This window comes from Bradyrhizobium sp. 147, assembly GCF_023073935.1.
Taxonomy (GTDB): domain Bacteria; phylum Pseudomonadota; class Alphaproteobacteria; order Rhizobiales; family Xanthobacteraceae; genus Bradyrhizobium.
In genome coordinates, this window is sequence record NZ_JADPKL010000042.1 from 234810 (window position 1) to 251938 (window position 17129).

The 17129-nt window shown below is 64.5% G+C and carries 16 protein-coding genes; 7 read left to right on the plus strand and 9 right to left on the minus strand.

The annotated features are described in order from the left end of the window. The first annotated feature begins 28 nt into the window (after positions 1 to 28). Positions 29 to 1525, plus strand: coding sequence for an ABC transporter substrate-binding protein (locus tag IVA87_RS10430; RefSeq protein WP_247306141.1), 1497 nt, complete (start codon positions 29 to 31; stop codon positions 1523 to 1525). A gap of 293 nt (positions 1526 to 1818) precedes the next feature. Beyond that, positions 1819 to 3468 (plus strand): amidase family protein, encoded by a 1650-nt coding sequence (locus IVA87_RS10435; protein ID WP_249817570.1) that lies wholly within the window; start codon positions 1819 to 1821, stop codon positions 3466 to 3468. Positions 3469 to 3736: 268 nt separating this feature from the next. Here the strand turns inward: IVA87_RS10435 and IVA87_RS10440 are convergent, their stop codons facing one another. Next, the gene (locus IVA87_RS10440) at positions 3737 to 5509 is read right to left on the minus strand and encodes an adenylate/guanylate cyclase domain-containing protein (RefSeq protein ID WP_247333495.1); all 1773 of its coding nucleotides are present in this window, start codon (positions 5507 to 5509) and stop codon (positions 3737 to 3739) included. 634 nt (positions 5510 to 6143) lie between these two features. On the opposite strand from IVA87_RS10440, the gene IVA87_RS10445 reads away from it, so the two are divergent. Beyond that, the gene (locus tag IVA87_RS10445; RefSeq protein ID WP_247306136.1) at positions 6144 to 7118 is read left to right on the plus strand and encodes a magnesium transporter CorA family protein; all 975 of its coding nucleotides are present in this window, start codon (positions 6144 to 6146) and stop codon (positions 7116 to 7118) included. Positions 7119 to 7160: 42 nt separating this feature from the next. On the opposite strand, the gene IVA87_RS10450 is transcribed toward IVA87_RS10445, so the two are convergent. Together IVA87_RS10450 and IVA87_RS10455 are read right to left on the minus strand one after the other, a co-directional pair. Next, on the minus strand, positions 7161 to 7787 hold the full coding sequence (locus IVA87_RS10450) for an alpha/beta hydrolase (protein ID WP_247306134.1): 627 nt from the start codon (positions 7785 to 7787) through the stop codon (positions 7161 to 7163). Then, a complete protein-coding gene (locus tag IVA87_RS10455) occupies positions 7784 to 8722 on the minus strand; it encodes a ring-cleaving dioxygenase (RefSeq protein WP_247333496.1) in 939 nt (312 codons plus the stop codon). Before IVA87_RS10455 ends, IVA87_RS10450 begins: the two co-directional genes overlap by 4 nt. Positions 8723 to 8846: 124 nt before the next feature. Between IVA87_RS10455 and IVA87_RS10460 the strand changes: the two genes are divergently transcribed. Further along, positions 8847 to 9788 carry a LysR family transcriptional regulator gene (locus IVA87_RS10460; protein WP_247306130.1) on the plus strand — a complete coding sequence of 314 codons (942 nt, stop codon included), beginning with the start codon at positions 8847 to 8849 and terminating at the stop codon, positions 9786 to 9788. 192 nt (positions 9789 to 9980) lie between these two features. Further along, positions 9981 to 10457, plus strand: coding sequence for a hypothetical protein (locus tag IVA87_RS10465; RefSeq protein WP_247278202.1), 477 nt, complete (start codon positions 9981 to 9983; stop codon positions 10455 to 10457). Positions 10458 to 10468: 11 nt separating this feature from the next. On the opposite strand, the gene IVA87_RS10470 is transcribed toward IVA87_RS10465, so the two are convergent. From IVA87_RS10470 to cobU, 4 genes are all read right to left on the minus strand, one after another. Then, positions 10469 to 10726 (minus strand): hypothetical protein, encoded by a 258-nt coding sequence (locus tag IVA87_RS10470; protein WP_247306127.1) that lies wholly within the window; start codon positions 10724 to 10726, stop codon positions 10469 to 10471. A gap of 347 nt (positions 10727 to 11073) precedes the next feature. Continuing rightward, positions 11074 to 11706 (minus strand): 5,6-dimethylbenzimidazole synthase, encoded by a 633-nt coding sequence (gene bluB, locus IVA87_RS10475; RefSeq protein ID WP_247306125.1) that lies wholly within the window; start codon positions 11704 to 11706, stop codon positions 11074 to 11076. 3 nt (positions 11707 to 11709) lie between these two features. Continuing rightward, a complete protein-coding gene (cobS, locus tag IVA87_RS10480) occupies positions 11710 to 12492 on the minus strand; it encodes an adenosylcobinamide-GDP ribazoletransferase (RefSeq protein WP_247306122.1) in 783 nt (260 codons plus the stop codon). Further along, entirely contained in the window at positions 12489 to 12992 is a 504-nt protein-coding gene (cobU, locus tag IVA87_RS10485) for a bifunctional adenosylcobinamide kinase/adenosylcobinamide-phosphate guanylyltransferase (protein WP_247306119.1), read from the minus strand. The genes cobS and cobU overlap by 4 nt, the downstream gene beginning before the upstream one ends. A gap of 122 nt (positions 12993 to 13114) precedes the next feature. On the opposite strand from cobU, the gene cbiB reads away from it, so the two are divergent. Continuing rightward, a complete protein-coding gene (gene cbiB / locus IVA87_RS10490; protein ID WP_247306116.1) occupies positions 13115 to 14056 on the plus strand; it encodes an adenosylcobinamide-phosphate synthase CbiB in 942 nt (313 codons plus the stop codon). Positions 14057 to 14067: 11 nt separating this feature from the next. Next, positions 14068 to 15033 carry a threonine-phosphate decarboxylase CobD gene (cobD, locus tag IVA87_RS10495; protein WP_247306113.1) on the plus strand — a complete coding sequence of 322 codons (966 nt, stop codon included), beginning with the start codon at positions 14068 to 14070 and terminating at the stop codon, positions 15031 to 15033. On the opposite strand, the gene IVA87_RS10500 is transcribed toward cobD, so the two are convergent. Both IVA87_RS10500 and cobO read right to left on the minus strand, forming a co-directional pair. Then, positions 15022 to 16470, minus strand: coding sequence for a cobyric acid synthase (locus IVA87_RS10500; RefSeq protein ID WP_247333497.1), 1449 nt, complete (start codon positions 16468 to 16470; stop codon positions 15022 to 15024). The genes cobD and IVA87_RS10500 overlap by 12 nt on opposite strands. A 12-nt stretch (positions 16471 to 16482) precedes the next feature. Continuing rightward, positions 16483 to 17118, minus strand: coding sequence for a cob(I)yrinic acid a,c-diamide adenosyltransferase (cobO, locus tag IVA87_RS10505; RefSeq protein WP_247306109.1), 636 nt, complete (start codon positions 17116 to 17118; stop codon positions 16483 to 16485). Between the last annotated feature and the right edge of the window lie 11 nt (positions 17119 to 17129).

Sequence of the window (17129 nt, forward strand, 5' to 3'; positions counted from 1 at the left end):
AAGAACAGAGATGGCCGGGGAGTTACGCATGTTCAGGAAATTATCGATCGTTGCATTCGCCGCCGTGCTTGCCGCAGCGCCGTTGCCGGTGCTGGCGCAGAGCAAGAAGGACAGCGTCGTCATGGCGATGGCGCTGGAGCCGCCGGGCCTCGATCCCACCAACGCCGCCGCCGCCGCGATCGCCGAGGTCACGCTCTACAACATCTATGAGACGCTGACCAAGATCAACGAGGACGGCTCCGTCTCGCCGCTGCTGGCCGAAAACTGGAGCGCCTCGCCCGACCTGAAGACCTATACGTTCAAGCTGCGCAAGGGCGTCAAATTCCACAACGGCGAGCCGTTCGATTCCGCCGCGGTGAAGTTTTCGTTCGAGCGCAACGCCGTGCCGACCAGCACCAATAAAGACAAGAGCCTGTTCCAGAGCTTCGAGTCCGTTGCCGCGCCCGACGCCGACACGGTCGTGATCACGCTGAAGAATTCCGAGCCGAACCTGCCGTTCCTGCTCGGGCAGGCCAGCGGTTCGATCGTCGAGCCGAAGAGCGCTGCCACCAACATCACACAGCCGGTCGGCACCGGGCCTTACCAGTTAGCGGCCTGGGCCAAGGGCTCCTCGATCACCCTGAGCAAGTGGGCCGACTATCGCAACGCCGCCGCGATCAAGCTGTCCAAGGTGACGATCCGCTTCATCTCGGATCCGGCGGCGCAGATCGCCGCGCTGCTCTCGGGCGACGTCGATGCGTTCCCGCGCGTGTCGGCCCAGCGCAGCATCGCCCAGTTCAAGGCCGATCCACGGTTCACGGTGCTGGTCGGCGGCTCCAGGGCCAAGACCATCGTCGCGATCAACCACCGCAAGAAACCGCTGGACGACGTCCGCGTCCGCCGCGCCATCCTCGCCGCGATCGACCGCAAAGCGATGATCGACGGCGCCGTCGACGGTTTCGGCACGCCGATCGGCAGCTTCTACGTGCCGGGCGCGCTCGGCTATGTCGACACCACCGGCATCAATCCCTACGATCCCGACAAGGCCAAGAAGCTGCTCGCCGAGGCCGGCGTCGCCACGCCGCTGGAGCTTTCGCTGAAGCTGCCGCCGCCGTCCTATGCGCGGCAGGGCGGCGAGATCGTCGCGGCCCAGCTCGCCAAGGTCGGCATCGTCGCCAAAATCGAGAACGTCGAATGGGCGCAATGGCTGTCGCAGGTGTTCGCCGGCAATGGTCCGCACAATTTCGACCTCACCATCGTCAGCCATGTCGAGCCGTTCGACCTCGTCAAGATCACCGAGCCGGACTACTATCTCGGCTACAACAACGAAACCTTCAACGCGCTCTACAAGCAGATCGTGTCCACGCCGGATGAGGCGGCTCGTGCAAAACTTCTCGGCGACGCCCAGCGCATGCTGGCCACCGACGCCGTCTCCGCCTACCTGTACCAGCCGCAGCTGATCACCATCACCAACAAGAAACTGAAGGGCGTCTGGAAGGACGTCCCGCAATACGAGAATGATTTCTCGACCTGGTATTGGGAGTAGGGGCCGGCTGAAGTCGAGCCTATCCCTTCCATTTTGACCTCTCCCCATCGGGAAGAGGTCAATCGTTTGCCGTGTCCAAAATAAAAACCTGAAAAACAACCCCATGCACAGTAGGCGTGGATAGTCATTTCAATGGTTTACGCGTTGCGCGGTTCGGTGGTCGGCGCGATGCGCTCGGACGTTGACCCGGTCGGGCAAAACACTGGCAATATATCATCATCGCGGCCTCATGGTTCGGGACGCGCCGTCAGGCGAGGCACGCCGTGAAGAAGCCATCCTGCCGCGACGCTGGCATGGTCGCGGCTGCCCCTAGCGCCGAGGCAACGACCCCTCTGAAGCTCGATGATGCGCCACTGAGCAATATCGCTCAGGCGCTGGCCAGTGGGCAGATCACCGCGACGGCGCTGACCAAAGCCTATCTCGCGCGCATCGAGGCCTACGATCGCGGCGGGCCTGCGCTCAACGCCGTGCGCGCGCTCAATCCCGACGCGCTCGCGATCGCGGGCAAGCTGGACACCAGCAGACCGACGGCCAGGCGGCCGCTGGCGGGCGTCCCGATTCTGGTGAAGGACAACATCGCGACCGGAGACAAACAGCCGACGACGGCGGGCGCGCTGGCGCTGGAAGGCGCGCGCGCTCGGGACGATGCAACGATCGTCAAGCTGCTGCGGGACGCGGGCGCAGTGATCCTCGGCAAGGCGAACCTGACCGAGTTCTCCAACATGCTCGCGGTCGACATGCCCGGCGGCTACTCGTCGCTGGGTGGTCAAGTGAAGAATCCTTATGCGCCGGCGCTGATGGGCGAGCATGGCATCCCGATCCTCACTCCCGGAGGCTCGAGCGCGGGTTCGGCGGTGGCGGTGGCGGCAGGCCTGTGCGCAGCTTCTATTGGCACCGAGACCTCGGGCTCGCTGCTGTTCCCCGCCAGCCTGAACGGCCTCGTCACCGTCAAGCCGACCGTCGGGCTGCTCAGCCGTGCCGGCATCGTGCCGATCGCGCACAGCCAGGACACTGCAGGGCCGATGACGCGCACAGTACGCGACGCGGCGATGCTGCTGAACGTGCTGGCGGCCAAGGACCCGCTCGATCCGGCCACGCAAAAGCAGCGGCGGCCGGCCGATTACACTGCGGGGCTCGCGCGGGATGCGATGAACGGTGCGCGCATTGGCGTGCCGAGCGACCCGGCTGACCCGCTGAACGATTGCTTCTACGGCAAGCTGCTGCCCGACAGGGTCAAGGTCATGACCGAGACGATCAAGGTGCTGGAGGATCTTGGCGCCGTCATCGTGCGCGCCAATATGCCGACGCTCGGCTGGATCGGCGGACCGGGCACCACCATGGCCGTGCTCAACCGCAATCCGTTGAGCGAGCAAAAAGGCACTGTCGCAAGGCCGCCGGTCGTCTTCCTCTACGAGTTGAAGCACGACCTCAATCTCTATTTGAACACATGGGCCACAAACACGGACATCAAGAGCATCGCCGACATCGTGGCCTTCAACGAAGCGAACGCGGAGAGGGCGCTGCGTTTTGGCCAAGATCATTTCCTCGCCGCCGACATGACCAGGGGCGATCTCAGCGAGCGCGAGTACAAATCGGCGCGCGCCATGGATCTGCTCTCGGCCAAGACGCGCGGCATGGATGCCTACATGAACGAGCACAAGCTCGATGCGGTGCTGTTCCCAGGCGCCACCGGCGCCGCGATCGCCGCGAGGGCAGGCTATCCCAGCGTCATGGTGCCCGGAGGCTTCATCTCGGGAACGATCGACGGCAAGGACACGCCAGACTATCCGCTCGGCGTCACCTTCGCAGGCCGTTCCTGGAGCGAGCACAAGCTGCTGCGCCTGGCCTACGCCTATGAGCAGGCCTCCAACAAGCGCAAGCCGCCGCCCGGTTTGCTGGCGCCTTGGACCTCACCGGCAGGCAAGCGATCAGCCTTGCATTGATGACTTTGATCGCTGCTTTCGATGGTAACGCGGACACCGGGCCCGTCCGCGGGTGCCGCCTTTGTGACCCAACTGAGACATTGGCGCAGAGCTTCTGTCTCGCATCTTGCGTTCAGGAGCCCGGCGGCTCTTCGCTCGCCCCGGCTGCCTCACGTGGATGGTGACACCCTCCAAAATCGTCCGCCTATCGGTGCAGACCGGAAGTGACTAGCGGGCAGCCAGAACAACGCCTTTGACCCGATGCAGACAGGACCGTCTCGCTGCGAGCCTATCCTTCCGGCACACCTGCCAAGCTTAGGCCCTCGTAAATGCGCTCGCGCTGGGCCAGGAAGGTCGGGTTTTCACTGCGCCGCTCGTTGCGAAATCTAGCGACGGTAAAGTTCGGGTCCAGCCGAAGCCCGGCATTCCGGGCCTCCCGCGCCTCCGTAGCGCGACCGCTGAGCGCTGAGGCCGCGGCCAGGAAGAAATGCGGCATGGCGACATTAGGATTTATTTCAACTGATCTACGTAGCCGGTCGAGGGCTGAATCGAGCCGGCCGAGGAAGAGGTCGGCGATCCCAAGCAGGGCAAGCCAGCGATCCAGTCCGGGATCGCGGGGGCTCAGCCGGATTGCGTTCATGAGATCGGCTTCTGCCTCTTCCGCGCGTCCGAGTAGCACCTTCATGAAGCCTGCGTCGGCATGGGCCCAGGCCAGATTGCGATCCAGCGCGATTGCGAACTCAAGCTCGCGCAGCGACCGCTCCGTCGCGCCCGAGACATGCAGGACATTGGCGTGTACGAAATGGGCCAGCGCGTTGCCGGGAGCAAGCGTCAATGCCTGAGTGATCGCGGTATGGGCGATACGTAGCTGTTCCTCGCGATTGGTCGAGGCAAAGGTGCGAAGTTCGTTGCCATGATAGAAGGCGAGACCGACCAACGCCTCGACATTGCGAGGGTCCAACCTGAGCGCCGCGTCGAACAGGTCACACGCCGCGCGGTCGCGGCGCAGCGACAAGGGTTGGTTGAGGATTGCCCAGCCGCGCATCGCCAAGTCTACGGCATCCATGTTGTTCGGCCGTTCACGCTCGGCCCGGCGGCCCTCCGCGGCAACGAGCTGGATGCCCACGGTCCGGGCGAGGCGCGTGGTGATCTCATCTTGCATGTCGAAGATGTCGGCGCGCGGCTTGTCGAAACGTTCGGCCCAAAGGTGCGCGCCGGTTTCCGTGTCGATGAGCTGCGCGTTGACGCGTACGCGGTCGCCGCCGCCCTGCACGCTGCCTTCCATCACGTAGCGCACACCAAGCTCGCGGCCGATTACGCGGACGTCCACTGCCTTGCTTTTGAAGGTGAAGGCGGTGTTGCGAGCTATGACGAAGGCTCCAGGAATGCGCGACAGGTCGGTTGTGAGACTTTCAGTGATACCGTCGACGAAGTAGTCCTGCTCGCTGTTGCCATCGAGGTTGACGAAGGGCAGGACCACGATGGAGAGCCGCGGTGCGATGGCCGTGGGCGGCGCCGTTGCTGCGGCGCGCATGCGTGAAAGCGAGTAGACCTGCACCGGCTCGGCGATGTTCTTCAGTTGCTGCTGGCCGCGATCTTGCGCGGCGACGTCCATTTTGCCACGTACTTGGTGATAGGCCGCACTAGACAGGCAGATACCACCAGGCTCGGCAATCTGCTCCAATCGCGCCGCCACATTGACCCCATCGCCCATGAGGTCGCCATCGTCCTCCACGACCACGTCGCCAAGGTTGATGCCAATGCGGAACTCGATACGCCTATCCGGTGCCAGGCCGGCGTTGCTGTCGACCATAGCCCGTTGCACATCGACCGCCGAGCGAACTGCATCCACCACCGAGGCGAACTCGGCCAGGAAGCCATCTCCAGTGGTCTTGACGATGCGTCCGCGATGGGCCGCGATGACAGGATCGATCAAGTCCTTGCGGATGACTCGGAGGCGATCGAGCGTACCTTCCTCGTCAGTTCCCACCAGCCGACTATAGCCGACTACATCGGCCGCGAGGATCGTGGTCAACCGTCGGTTTGGCCGCTCGATCGCCAAGTTTCCCTCCTGGATCGATCGAGGCCAGTCTACGCATTTAGTTGCAGGTGCCAAGGGATTTGGCATGAGGGAGCGGTCGAGGTGTCTGATCCTGCTCCATAGCCTCGCCGGGCTGGTTCGCTAGCGTCGGCTCATGAAGACGGACCGGAAGCAGCCGGCCAAGCGGCTAAACGGCGCGGATGACCCGAAGCAGACAGGCGGGCCCTTCAGGTGAGTGATTGCCGCGGCCGACGCGATCCTTCCTCCGTCAGCCGTCGCAATTCCGATGATGTCGCCTACGCGCTCTGCAAGCGCTAAATAGAGGGGCCGCGCCGACGCCGACTCCGCTTTCGGGCAAACCCTTATGTCCGGTTGTGACCAGGAAGCGGACGTAAGGTCACCCATCGCTAGGCTGCTGTGGATAGTGGTTGGCGCGTGAGTCGATTCATTTGGAAGAATAACCTTTTTCGTAACTACCAAAGCGTGTGTGACAAAGTGAGGGAGCAACCGGGAAGCCGAACTGTCCAGAGTGGGGCCGGCGACGAAGGAGCTGCGCCGCAAGGGCATTGAACGTTTGGAACCCTCATGCGTTAGCCGCACGGATGAAGGCCGGATGGACCATCCGGCATGACGACGCGGCCACGGAGTTCGGTTCTTGCTTAAGCTTTACAGGTGGCCGTCTGACGACTGGCACGGCATCGGCGCGGAAATGCCCTCGGAGATTATCTGGGCCGATCTCTTGAACGCGAATGACGAGGAAAAGCAGTTCGTCGAACGACTGCTCGGGATCCGCATTCCCTCGGAAGAGTCCCTCAGCGAGATCGAGGCGTCGAGCCGCCTGATCCTCGACCACGGGACGCTCTATCTCAGCTCGCCGGCGCTCCGGCCCAGCGAGAACAACGAGGCCGAGATCACGCCGGTGGGGTTCGTCATTGGCCCGCATGTCTTGGTGACGGTGCGCTTTGCGGAGCTGCCGATCTTCGACGAGGTCGGCGAGCGCATCGGCTCCGACGACAGCCTGGAGAACGGCATGTGCGTGTTCACCAGCCTGCTCGAGGCCATGATCGACCGTGGCGCCGATGTCCTGGAGCATCTCGGCGCGAAGGTGGACCGGCTCTCGCGGGGCGTCTTTAGGGGCGGGCTGGTTCGCACCCAACGGCCGGTGCGCTCCAGCCGTAGGATGCGCGAGGCGCTGGAGAATATCGGCGAGTTGGCCGATCGGCTGGCCAAGGCGCGCGATGTCCTGCTCGGGGTCGGCCGCGTTGCCTCGTTTGCCGGCGATGTCGGCAGTGAATGGATCAAAGCGGCGTCGAAGAAACGTCTCGAGGCGGTCTCGAAGGACGTCGTTTCGCTCAGTGACTACGAGACGCGACTGTCCGACAAGATCCAGTTGCTGCTCGATGCGGTGCTCGGCTTCGTCAACATCCAGCAGAACGAGCTGTTCAAGATCCTGACGATCGTCTCCGTCGTCGGCGTGCCGCCGACCATCCTGGTCGGCATCTGGGGCATGAACTTCAAGCACATACCAGAGCTGGACTGGACCTTCGGCTATCCGTTGGCCTGGCTTGCGGTGATTGCCAGCGGCGTGCTGCCGCTGATCTGGTTCAAGCGGCGCGGCTGGTTCGATTGACGCGGCGGCGCACCGTTGGAAAGCGATGCGCCGCTGCTTTGATCATGCTGCCCTGGCGTCGACATTGCCGATCCAGTCGCGGGCCAGCGTGATGTCGGCTTGCGACAATGGGTGGCCTGCGGGCAGGACCCTGTGGGTGACGCTCGCGCCGGCTTGCGAGAGCAGAGCCGCGAGATGGGCCGAATTGCCAGCCGGCACGATCGGGTCGCCTTGCCCGGACAACAGCAGGATTGGCTTGCCTGCAAGATTGGCTTTTGGCGGATCCGACAACGGCACCATGGCGCGCAACAGGATCGCGCCTGCAAGCACGTCCGGCTCCAGCAGCAACAGCGCGGCAGCGATATTGGCGCCGTTGGAGAAGCCGACCGCGACGGGCGCTGCGAGGCCGTAACGTTGCCGCGCCTCCGTGACGAAGTCGGCGAGTTCGTGTGCGCGCCGGCGCAAATCGTCCTCGTCGAACACGCCCTCGGCAAGGCGGCGGAAGAAGCGCGGCATGCCGTGCTCGAGCACGCGGCCGCGCGGCGAGAGCAGTGCGGCGCCGGGCGATATCATGCGGCCGAGGCCGAGCAGGTCGTTCTCGTCGCCGCCGGTGCCGTGCAGCAGCAGGAGTGGGGCCGAGCCCGCGTTGGTCGCGGGCTCGAAACGATGGATGAATGAACGCTCGGTCATGACACACTCTCTTCAAGGTTGGGCAACACTTCCTCGATCTGCTTGCGGTGCGCTTCGAGGAAGCCAGGCAGCTTCAGGTCGCGGCCCAGGGTCGCGACGGGTTCGTCGACGGCGAAGCCAGGGATGACGGTCGCGATCTCAAACAGCACGCCGCCGGGTTCGCGGAAGTAGATCGAGCGGAAGTAGTTGCGGTCCCTCTGCTCGGTCGGGCGCAGGCCGTGATTGCTCACGAGCTTTTGCGCCATCTGGCCCTGCTCGGCGTCGTCGGCCGCGCGGAAGGCAATGTGATGCACCGAGCCGCCGCCCTGATGTCCCCGCAAGAAGCCCTTGGCTTCGTAGATATCGACGACGCTGCCTTCGGCATCGCCCGCTGCCTTGAAGCGGATCACCGAGCCTTCGCGCGCGGTCTCCTTGAAGCCGAACACGTCGGTGAGGACGGCCGCCGTCTTCACTGCGCTGTCGAGCAGCAGGGTCACGCCGTGGAAGCCGCGGATCGCATGCTCGGCCGGCACGTCGCCATTGCTCCAGCCTGGCTCGTTCTCGGCGCCGGGAATGCCGACTAGCGCGAGCGCCATCCCGTCGGGGTCGCTGAACGGCAGCACGGACTCACCGAAGCGCTTCTCCAAGGCCTCGTGAGCAATGCCCTTCTCGATGAAGCGCTGCGTCCAGTAGGCGAGCGAGCGCTGCGGCACGCGGAAGGCGGTCTGATGGGTTTCGCCGACACCGCGGCAGCCGGCCGAAACGCCGGCCCACGGGAAGAAGGTCAGGATGGTGCCGGGGCGGCCGGTCTCGTCGCCGTAATAAAAGTGATAGGTGGCAGGGTCGTCGAAATTGACCGTCTTCTTGACGAAGCGCAGGCCGAGGTCCCGGGTGTAAAAGCCGAAATTCCTCATGGGATCGCCGGCGATCGCGGTGACATGGTGCAGTCCAGACATTGTCGTCCTCCAAAATTCGGGGAGCGTCTTGCTCTGGTCGCAAATATCGTTCCGCTTTGGATCGGAGACAATCCATGCAAATATGACGGCTATGTCTATGAATTGGAAACAATAGGCCGAGCGATTGGACAAGGTGGCCAGCCTGCGGGCCTTCGTAAAAGTGGTCGAAAGCGGCAGCTTTGCGGAAGCCGGCCGCCAGTTGCGGCTGTCGCGCTCGGCGATCAGCAAATACATCGCCGACCTCGAGGAGAGCCTCGGCGTCCAGCTCCTGAACCGGACCACGCGGCACGCGAGCCCGACCGAGAACGGCCAGCGCTATTTCGAGCGTGCGGTGGTGATCCTCTCGGAGATCGAGGCTGCCGACCAGGCGGTGACGCAGGCCCAGTCGGCGCCGCGGGGCCTGTTGCGCGTCAACGCACCGATGTCGTTCGGCACGATGCGGCTGGGGCCGGTGCTCGCCGATTTCATGGCGCGCTATCCCGAGTTGCAGCTCCAGATCGTGCTCAGCGACGATTTGCTCGATCCGGTCCAGGACGGATTTGACGTGACGTTGCGGATCGCGGAGCTGGAATCCTCCAGCCTGATCGCGCGCAAGATCATGCCGGTGGCGCGCATGATCTGCGCTTCGCCGGATTATCTGGCGTGTCACGGCACGCCTATACATCCGCAGGATCTGCGCGAGCACGCCGCGCTAACCTACGGCTTCCTGCTCACCGGCAATCAGTGGAAGCTGACCGGCACTGATGGCGATCACTGGATCCAGCCGGCCTGGTCGCTCTGCGTCAACAACGCCGAGGTGCTGCGCGACGTCGCGATCAACGGCAGGGGGCTGGCGCTGCTGCCCGAGTTCATCGCCGCGGATGCGTTGAAGAAGGGCGAGCTGCGGACGGTGCTGGACAACTATTTCGCGCCGCCGCTCGCGCTCTACGCGGTCTATCCGCCGACGCGGCACTTGTCGGTCAAGGTGCGTCTGTTCATCGACTTCCTGGTCGAGCGTTTTGGCCGCGAGGAGGACGAAGCCGGCGGGCGCAGACGTGCGGAGGCTAGGGATACTATTATACCGTGACGAAAACTGAACTTTCTTCCGATCGCTCAGGACTCATACTTGCGTCCCGACTTCGCGCTTAGGACCAGAGAGCTTCAGCCGCTGCCGGGGCGTCGCCGAGGGCTCTCTTTCGTGCCGCTGCAAAAAGCGGCGGCGTGATGTGTAGCTCGCCGACACTTCTCGACTTGATTCCAACAAGCGCAGGAGGAGCCTATGCGGAAGTCTCTCAGCTTTTTCCTTTCTGGCGTAGCATTGATCGTCGCGGCGTCAACCGCTGTAGCGGGCGAGCGGGTGCTTGAGTTCAAGCTGGTCACGAAGCCCATTGATCTCAAGGTCATCGAGGCCGCAAACGTCGAAGGACAGACGGTTGTGTCAGGTAAATTCTTTGGGGTCGCCGTTTTCAACGACGGCCGTATCGGAGTGAAAGAGTTCGTCAATACTTCGGACTTGCTCAAAGGGTCGGGCCCCTTCTTCGGCTACAGCACTTACACGTTCGAGGAAGGCTCGATTACGGCGCGCTACACCGGTTCGGCCAAAGACGGCAAGTCAACGGGCGAATACACGATCCTATCGGGCACAGGTGCTTATGCGAACGCCACGGGTACGGGCACAATCGAAAGCGCGCCGAACCCATTCAAGGGCGTCAACCTGCTAAACATAAAGCTCGTCGTTAAAACGTCCGGCTCATGACAGCGCAATGATCACAGGTCCCACACCAAGGAAGTTGATCCCTTGTGTGGCGTGTTGGCCGGCCGGCGGCACATTGCCGGCCGGGCGACCTGCTGAAGAACCGGGCGGGCGCGGTCGCTCCACTGGTTTTGATCGTAGGCCTGCAGAATGCGGACAAAATCGGCCATGCTGGATTGATCTCGGTTTTCGGCCATAGCCTCAACCTGAGTATCGGATGCGGGCTGGCTCGCTTGCCAAAACCGCACGAGGACATCGGCGATGTTTCTCATGGCGTACTCTCTGCAGCCAACTGTGACAGTAGACACCAAGTACTGGAGCGGCATTGCGCCGTTCGCTAGGAGAAAAAGCCGGCGGACGCTACACCGCCGGACTTGTCCCGCAACTGCCGGCTCGCGGGGCCGGTTCCGTTGCTTTTCACTTCGCGTTCATAGCTAGCACTGAGCACTTGGTTGTCGCTATTGTGCGCGGGTATGGCGAGACCATACTGAGGTAGGGTCGGATTGATGAATCGGGATAAGTTCGATTCGCTCTGCCGCGAATTTGATACGCCGCGAAGAGTCGCGATTTCCGGCCTTCACCTTCAGGCATCGAGAGCGTTTCGATACGCTGGTCTCTACTAGCGCCTCAGCGTAAACTCGTCCGCACTGCGCCGGTGCTCCCATTTCGCCTGCTCCAGTTCGGGCTGGTCGCATTGGACTTCCGGATAGCCGATGCAGAGATAGGCGATGAACTTCCATGATTCCGGCACGTCAAGAATGGCGTGAACGCGCGCAGGATTCAGGATCGAGATCCAGCCGAGCCCGATGCCTTCGGCGCGCGCGGCGAGCCACATCGCGGTGATCGCCGCGACGACCGAATATTCCGTCGTCTCCGGCATGGTGGCACGGCCGAGGCCGTGACCGATGTCGCTGGCCTTGTCGGCAAACACGGCGAGGTGGCCAGGAGCCTGTTCGAGACCCGCCAGCTTCAGCGTGGCATAGCGGGTCGCGCGCTCGCCGGTATAGGCGTTCAACGCATCGGCATTGCACGATTGGAAGTCGTCGATCACGGCCTGGCGCCGTGCGGCGTCGTCGACCGTGACGAAGCGCCAGGGCTGGCTGAGACCGACCGATGGCGAGAGACAGGCGGTCTCGATCAGGCGCTCCACCGCGCCGCGTGGTAACGGATCGCTGCGAAAACGCCGGACGTCCCGGCGCCATACGAACAGCTCGCGTAATTGTCGGCGGAAGGCGTCGTCGAACTCGACCATGGGTCAGCGTCCGATCTGGAAGGCCGCGGCAACCAGCAGGATCATGATCTCGCCTGTCTGCTCGAACGCGCCGAGGATATCGCCGGTTTGCCCGCCGATTTGGCGGATGGCGAGCCGCGCCAGCATGAACCCGGCGAGCGACAGCAGGATCAGGGCGACCAGCGCCTTGCCCGGCCCGAGCGCGAGGGCGAGAGCGAGTGTCCCAAGTGCGAAGGCGATGGCGACACTGCGGCCCGGCGGCGGCCCCGCGCTCGCCGAAAGCCCATCCGGTCGCGCCAGCGGGACAAGCGACATGAAGGCCGGCACGCCTGCGCGGGCTGCGATGTGCGCCGCGCACAGCGCCAACGTGACCGTCCATGGATTGGCGATCGCCGCGAGCGCACTCCAGCGCAGGCCGAACGACAGGATCAGCGCGCAGACGCCATAGGTCCCAATCCGGCTGTCGCGCATGATCTCGAGCTTGCGCTCGCGCGTTCGGCCGCCGCCGAGGCCATCGGCGGTATCGGCAAGCCCATCCTCGTGTAGCGCGCCGGTGATGAGGGCGGTGGCGGCCAGCGCCAGCAGGGCGGCAAGGTTCGGCGTCAGTCCGAACCGGCTGCACATCTTATAGACCAGCGCGCCGGCAAGTCCGACCAGCAGTCCCGCGACGGGCAGCGCCCAGGTTGCACGCGCGATGGCGCCGTCGCCTGCAGGCTTCGACGATGCCGCCGGCAGGATCGTGACGAACGATGCCGCCATCCTGAGATCGGCGATGACGTCTCGCAGAAATTCGGCGCGCGGCATCATTTCAGTTTCATCGGCAGGCCGGCGACGACGAACTCGACCTCGTCGGCAGCCACCGCGATAGTCTGATTCATGAGGCCGGCGGCGTCGCGAAAGCTGCGTGCCAGGGCGTTGTCAGGAACGATGCCGAGACCGACCTCGTTGGTGACGAGAACAACCGGGCTTTTCAGCTTGGGCAGGGTGCCGGCAAGCTCTTTTACCTCGCTCTCCCAATCGCGCTCCGCATGCATCAGATTCGAGAGCCACAGCGTCAGGCAATCCACCAGCCTTGCGCCGCCGCCATCGCTTGCGACCAGCACCGGCACGAGATCAAGCGGCACCTCGCGCTCGATCCAGTCAGTTCCGCGCCGCGCACGATGCGTGGCGATGCGCGTCTCCATTTCGGCATCGAGCGCCTCGGCCGTCGCGACATAGACGGGCTGCCCGGGAAAGGCCCTCGCGCGCGCTTCCGCACGCGTGCTCTTGCCCGATCGCGCTCCGCCCGTGATCAAGATGACGGCCATGAAGGTCTCCTATCAGCCCTGACTAATCACCAAACACGGCCAAAGACAAAGCCGAAATCGGGCCTGTAGGGGCTTGCGCTCTGCCTTCGCTTTGCGCAACAGGGGCGGAACAGGAGGCGCGTGTGGGCTTTGCGGGGGCGATGGTGGTGGCGATGGCGGCGGATGCCCTGCTGGGCTGGCCGTCGTGGCTGTTCGCGCGGATCGGCCATCCCGTGACCTGGCTGGGCCGCCTGATTGCGACTGTCGACACCGCCTGGAATCGCGCGTCTGACCCGCCGGCGTTTCGCCGCGCCGCCGGCGTTGCCGGAGCGCTCGCGGTGATCGCGGTCTCAATCGCGCTCGGCTGGGTGCTTCAGTCCGTGCTTCCCTGGGGCTGGATTCAGATCGCGCTGGTCGGCGTCCTGGCCTGGCCCCTGGTCGCGCTGCGCTCGCTGCATGACCATGTCGCGGCTGTCGCGACGCCCTTGCAGGCTCGCGACATCGCCGGCGCGCGCGACGCGGTCTCGCGCATCGTCGGCCGCGATCCCGCGGCGCTCGATGAGCCCGGCATCGCACGCGCGGCAATCGAGAGCCTTGCCGAGAACGCCTCCGACGGCATCGTGGCGCCGGTGTTCTGGGGCGCGGTGTTCGGCCTCCCCGGCATTCTCGGCTACAAGGCGATCAACACACTCGACTCCATGATCGGCCATCGCAGCGAGCGGCACGAAGCGTTCGGCTGGGCCGCAGCGCGCATCGACGATGTCGCCAATTTCGTTCCGGCGCGCGTGACTGGCTTCCTCTTCGTGCTGCTGGCGCAGCGGCGATTAGAGGCGCTGTCGTGCATGAGGCGCGATGCGCGCCGCCACCGCTCGCCCAACGCCGGCTGGCCGGAAGCGGCCATGGCTGGCGCGCTCGGTGTGCGGCTGAGCGGCCCCCGCATCTATCACGGCAGCGTCACGAACGAGCCCTGGCTCAACGAGGGCGCGCGCGATCCGCTCGCTGCGGACATCAATCATGGATTGGCGGTCTATCGCAGGTCCATGCTGCTTCTCGCCGCGGTGCTTGCGATCCTGGCCTTCGCGTGAAAGAACGGGGGATGCGCGAGCACGGTGGAAATCTCGATTTGGCCCAGCAGCGTTTTGGCGGACGCGCAGAGGATTGGATCGACCTCTCGACAGGGATCAACCGGCTGCCTTATCCCGTAGGCGAGGTAAGCACGCGCGCCTGGGGCGCGTTGCCGTCGCGCGCCGAAATCGATGCCTTGCATCAGGCCGCGCAGTACGCCTACCGCACGAGCGCACCTGTTGTCGCGATGGGCGGTGCGCAGGCCGCCATTCAATTGTTGCCGCAGCTCGCGGCGCCTGGCCGCGCGCGCATTCTCGCGCCGACCTACAACGAATATGCCGGGGTCCTGTCGGCCGCGGGCTGGGATGTCCAGGAGGCCGGCGAATTTGACGCGATGGCCGGCGCAGACCTCGCGATCGTCGTCAATCCCAACAATCCCGATGGCCGGCGCCATATGCCGAAGGATCTGCTCGCATTGCTGCCGCGCGTCGGCCGTCTCGTGATCGACGAGAGCTTTGCCGACGCCGTTCCGCAGCTGTCGCTTGCTTCGGAAGCCGATCGGCCAGGGCTGTTGATCCTGCGCTCGTTCGGTAAGTTTTATGGCCTTGCCGGCCTTCGGCTTGGCTTTGCAATTGGCAATGCGGCGGACATCGGCAAGCTTGCGTCGATGTCGGGTCCATGGCCGGTCTCGGGAGCGGCGATCGCAATCGGCTGTCGCGCCTTGCGCGACGATCCCTGGGCTGAGGCTACCTCAGCGCGGCTCGCACGCGATTGTGTTCGGCTCGACGCCATGGCGCAGTCGCAAGGCTGGACGCTTATCGGGGGCACGCCGCTGTTTCGTCTTTACCAGACACCTAACGCGCTGGCCGCGCAGGAAAAGCTCGCGCGCGCCCAGATCTGGTCGCGCGTTTTCGCGCGAGAGCCGGCATGGCTGCGCCTCGGGCTTCCCGGCAGCGAATCCGAATGGACGCGCCTTGCCGAGGTGCTAGCGCGCTAACGCGAGCAGGCCTTCGAGGTCGAGGTGCCTTTCGATGTGATCGGCGAGGGCATCGAGCGCGCTCTCGATCCTGGCATGATAGGGCTCGTTACCCGCGGGAATATCGAGCTTTGCCAGATATGCCTTGCGGAAATCATCCGACGTGAACAGGCCGTGCAGATAGCTGCCCTGGACGCGGCCATCGCGCGAGATCGCGCCTTCCGGCTCGCCGTTCAGTTTCGCAAATGGCCGCGCGCGATCGGGCCCGTCGGTGTGGCCGATGTGGATCTCGTAGGCCTCGATCGGCCGATCTGTGGCGGCATGCACGGCCGCGACCCGCGTCAGCGTCTTCTCCGCGCTCATTTCCGTTGTCACGTCGAGCAGCCCGAGACCCGGCGTGTCGCCCGCAGGTCCCTCGATGCCATCAGGGTCGGCAACGCTGTGTCCGAGCATCTGATAGCCGCCGCAGAGCCCGAGCACATGGCCGCCCCGGCGGTGATGCGCCACGACATCAATGTCCCAGCCCTGTGCGCGCAGGAAGGCGAGATCGCCGCGGGTGGATTTGGAGCCGGGGATGATGACCAGCCTGACATCGCCGGGGATTGCTTCGCCCGGACGCACCATGACGAGATCGACGCCGGGTTCGAGCTTGAGCGGGTCGAGATCGTCGAAATTGGCGATCCGCGACAGGGCGAGGCAGGCGATCTTGCATTGGCCCGGCTTGCGCGCGTCACGCAGGCCCAGCGCGTCCTCGGCCGGCAGCTCGCTGGCGCGCGCGAACCAGGGCAGCACGCCAAAGCCGCGCCATGCGGTTTTCGCTTCGATCAGCCGGTAGCCGTCGTCGAACAGCGTGGGATCGCCGCGGAACTTGTTGATGACGAAGCCCCGGATCATCGCGGCATCGTCGGGGTCGATCACCGTCTTGATGCCGACGAGCTGGGCGATGACGCCGCCGCGGTCGATGTCGCCGACCAGCACGACCGGTACGTCGGCTTTGCGCGCAAAGCCCATGTTGGCAATGTCGGCTTTGCGCAGGTTGACCTCGGCCGGGCTGCCCGCGCCTTCGACCAGCACAAGATCGGCGCGCGTCTTCAAGCGCGCGAAACTCTCCAGCACGGCGCCCATCAGCGAGGGCTTCATCGCCGCATAATCACGCGCACGCGCGGTTGCGATGCGCTTGCCATGGACGATGACCTGCGCGCCGACATCGGTCTCCGGCTTGAGCAGCACCGGGTTCATGTCGGTGTGCGGTTCGACGCGAGCGGCGAGCGCCTGAAGCGCCTGGGCGCGGCCGATCTCGCCGCCGTCGATGGTGACGGCGGCATTGTTCGACATGTTCTGCGGCTTAAAAGGGAGCACGCGCAGGCCGCGCCGCGTGAAAGCGCGCGCAAGGCCGGCGACGATGAGCGACTTGCCCACGTCCGAGCCGGCTCCCTGGATCATCAGCGCGCGCGCCATGGCGAGATCGTATCAGAACTCGACGCCGGCTTGCGCCTTGATGCCGGACCGGAAGGGATGCTTGACCAGCGTCATCTCGGTAACGAGATCGGCGATCTCGATCAGTTCGTCCTTGGCGTTGCGCCCGGTGAGCACGACATGCGTCATCGGCGGCTTTTGCGTCGTCAGGAATTCGACCACCTCGGCGACGTCGAGATAATCATAGCGTAGCGCGATGTTGATCTCGTCAAGCACGACCATGCGCAACGCAGGGTCGCGAATCAGCTCCTTCGCCTTGTCCCAGCCGGCGCGCGCGGCGGCGATGTCGCGGGCGCGGTCCTGCGTCTCCCAGGTGAAACCTTCGCCCATGGCGTGGAATTGGCAGAGGTCGCCGAAATGGCCAGTGAGAAGGCGGCGCTCGCCGGTGTCCCAGGCGCCTTTGATGAACTGCACCACCGCGCAGGGCAAGCCATGGGCGACGCAGCGGACGATCATGCCGAAGGCCGAGGACGACTTGCCTTTGCCGGCGCCGGTGTGGACGATAACGAGGCCTTTTTCGCCGCTCTTGGTCGCCATGATCTTGTCGCGGGCGGCCTTCTTCTTCGCCATTTTGGCGGCGTGGCGGGCGTCGGTTTCCTCGCCCGTTTGGATATCCGGTTCAGGCGTCATCGTACCCGGTC

Coding starts and splice junctions, on each gene's coding strand:
- cobO (WP_247306109.1), bottom strand. CDS start 17,118: ATGACGCCTGAACCGGATATCCAAACGGGCGAGGAAACCGACGCCCGC.
- IVA87_RS10455 (WP_247333496.1), bottom strand. CDS start 8,722: ATGTCTGGACTGCACCATGTCACCGCGATCGCCGGCGATCCCATGAGG.
- IVA87_RS10435 (WP_249817570.1), top strand. CDS start 1,819: ATGGTCGCGGCTGCCCCTAGCGCCGAGGCAACGACCCCTCTGAAGCTC.
- cobU (WP_247306119.1), bottom strand. CDS start 12,992: ATGGCCGTCATCTTGATCACGGGCGGAGCGCGATCGGGCAAGAGCACG.
- IVA87_RS10470 (WP_247306127.1), bottom strand. CDS start 10,726: ATGAGAAACATCGCCGATGTCCTCGTGCGGTTTTGGCAAGCGAGCCAG.
- IVA87_RS10430 (WP_247306141.1), top strand. CDS start 29: ATGTTCAGGAAATTATCGATCGTTGCATTCGCCGCCGTGCTTGCCGCA.
- bluB (WP_247306125.1), bottom strand. CDS start 11,706: ATGGTCGAGTTCGACGACGCCTTCCGCCGACAATTACGCGAGCTGTTC.
- IVA87_RS10500 (WP_247333497.1), bottom strand. CDS start 16,470: ATGGCGCGCGCGCTGATGATCCAGGGAGCCGGCTCGGACGTGGGCAAG.
- cobS (WP_247306122.1), bottom strand. CDS start 12,492: ATGATGCCGCGCGCCGAATTTCTGCGAGACGTCATCGCCGATCTCAGG.
- IVA87_RS10450 (WP_247306134.1), bottom strand. CDS start 7,787: ATGACCGAGCGTTCATTCATCCATCGTTTCGAGCCCGCGACCAACGCG.
- cobD (WP_247306113.1), top strand. CDS start 14,068: ATGCGCGAGCACGGTGGAAATCTCGATTTGGCCCAGCAGCGTTTTGGC.
- IVA87_RS10465 (WP_247278202.1), top strand. CDS start 9,981: ATGCGGAAGTCTCTCAGCTTTTTCCTTTCTGGCGTAGCATTGATCGTC.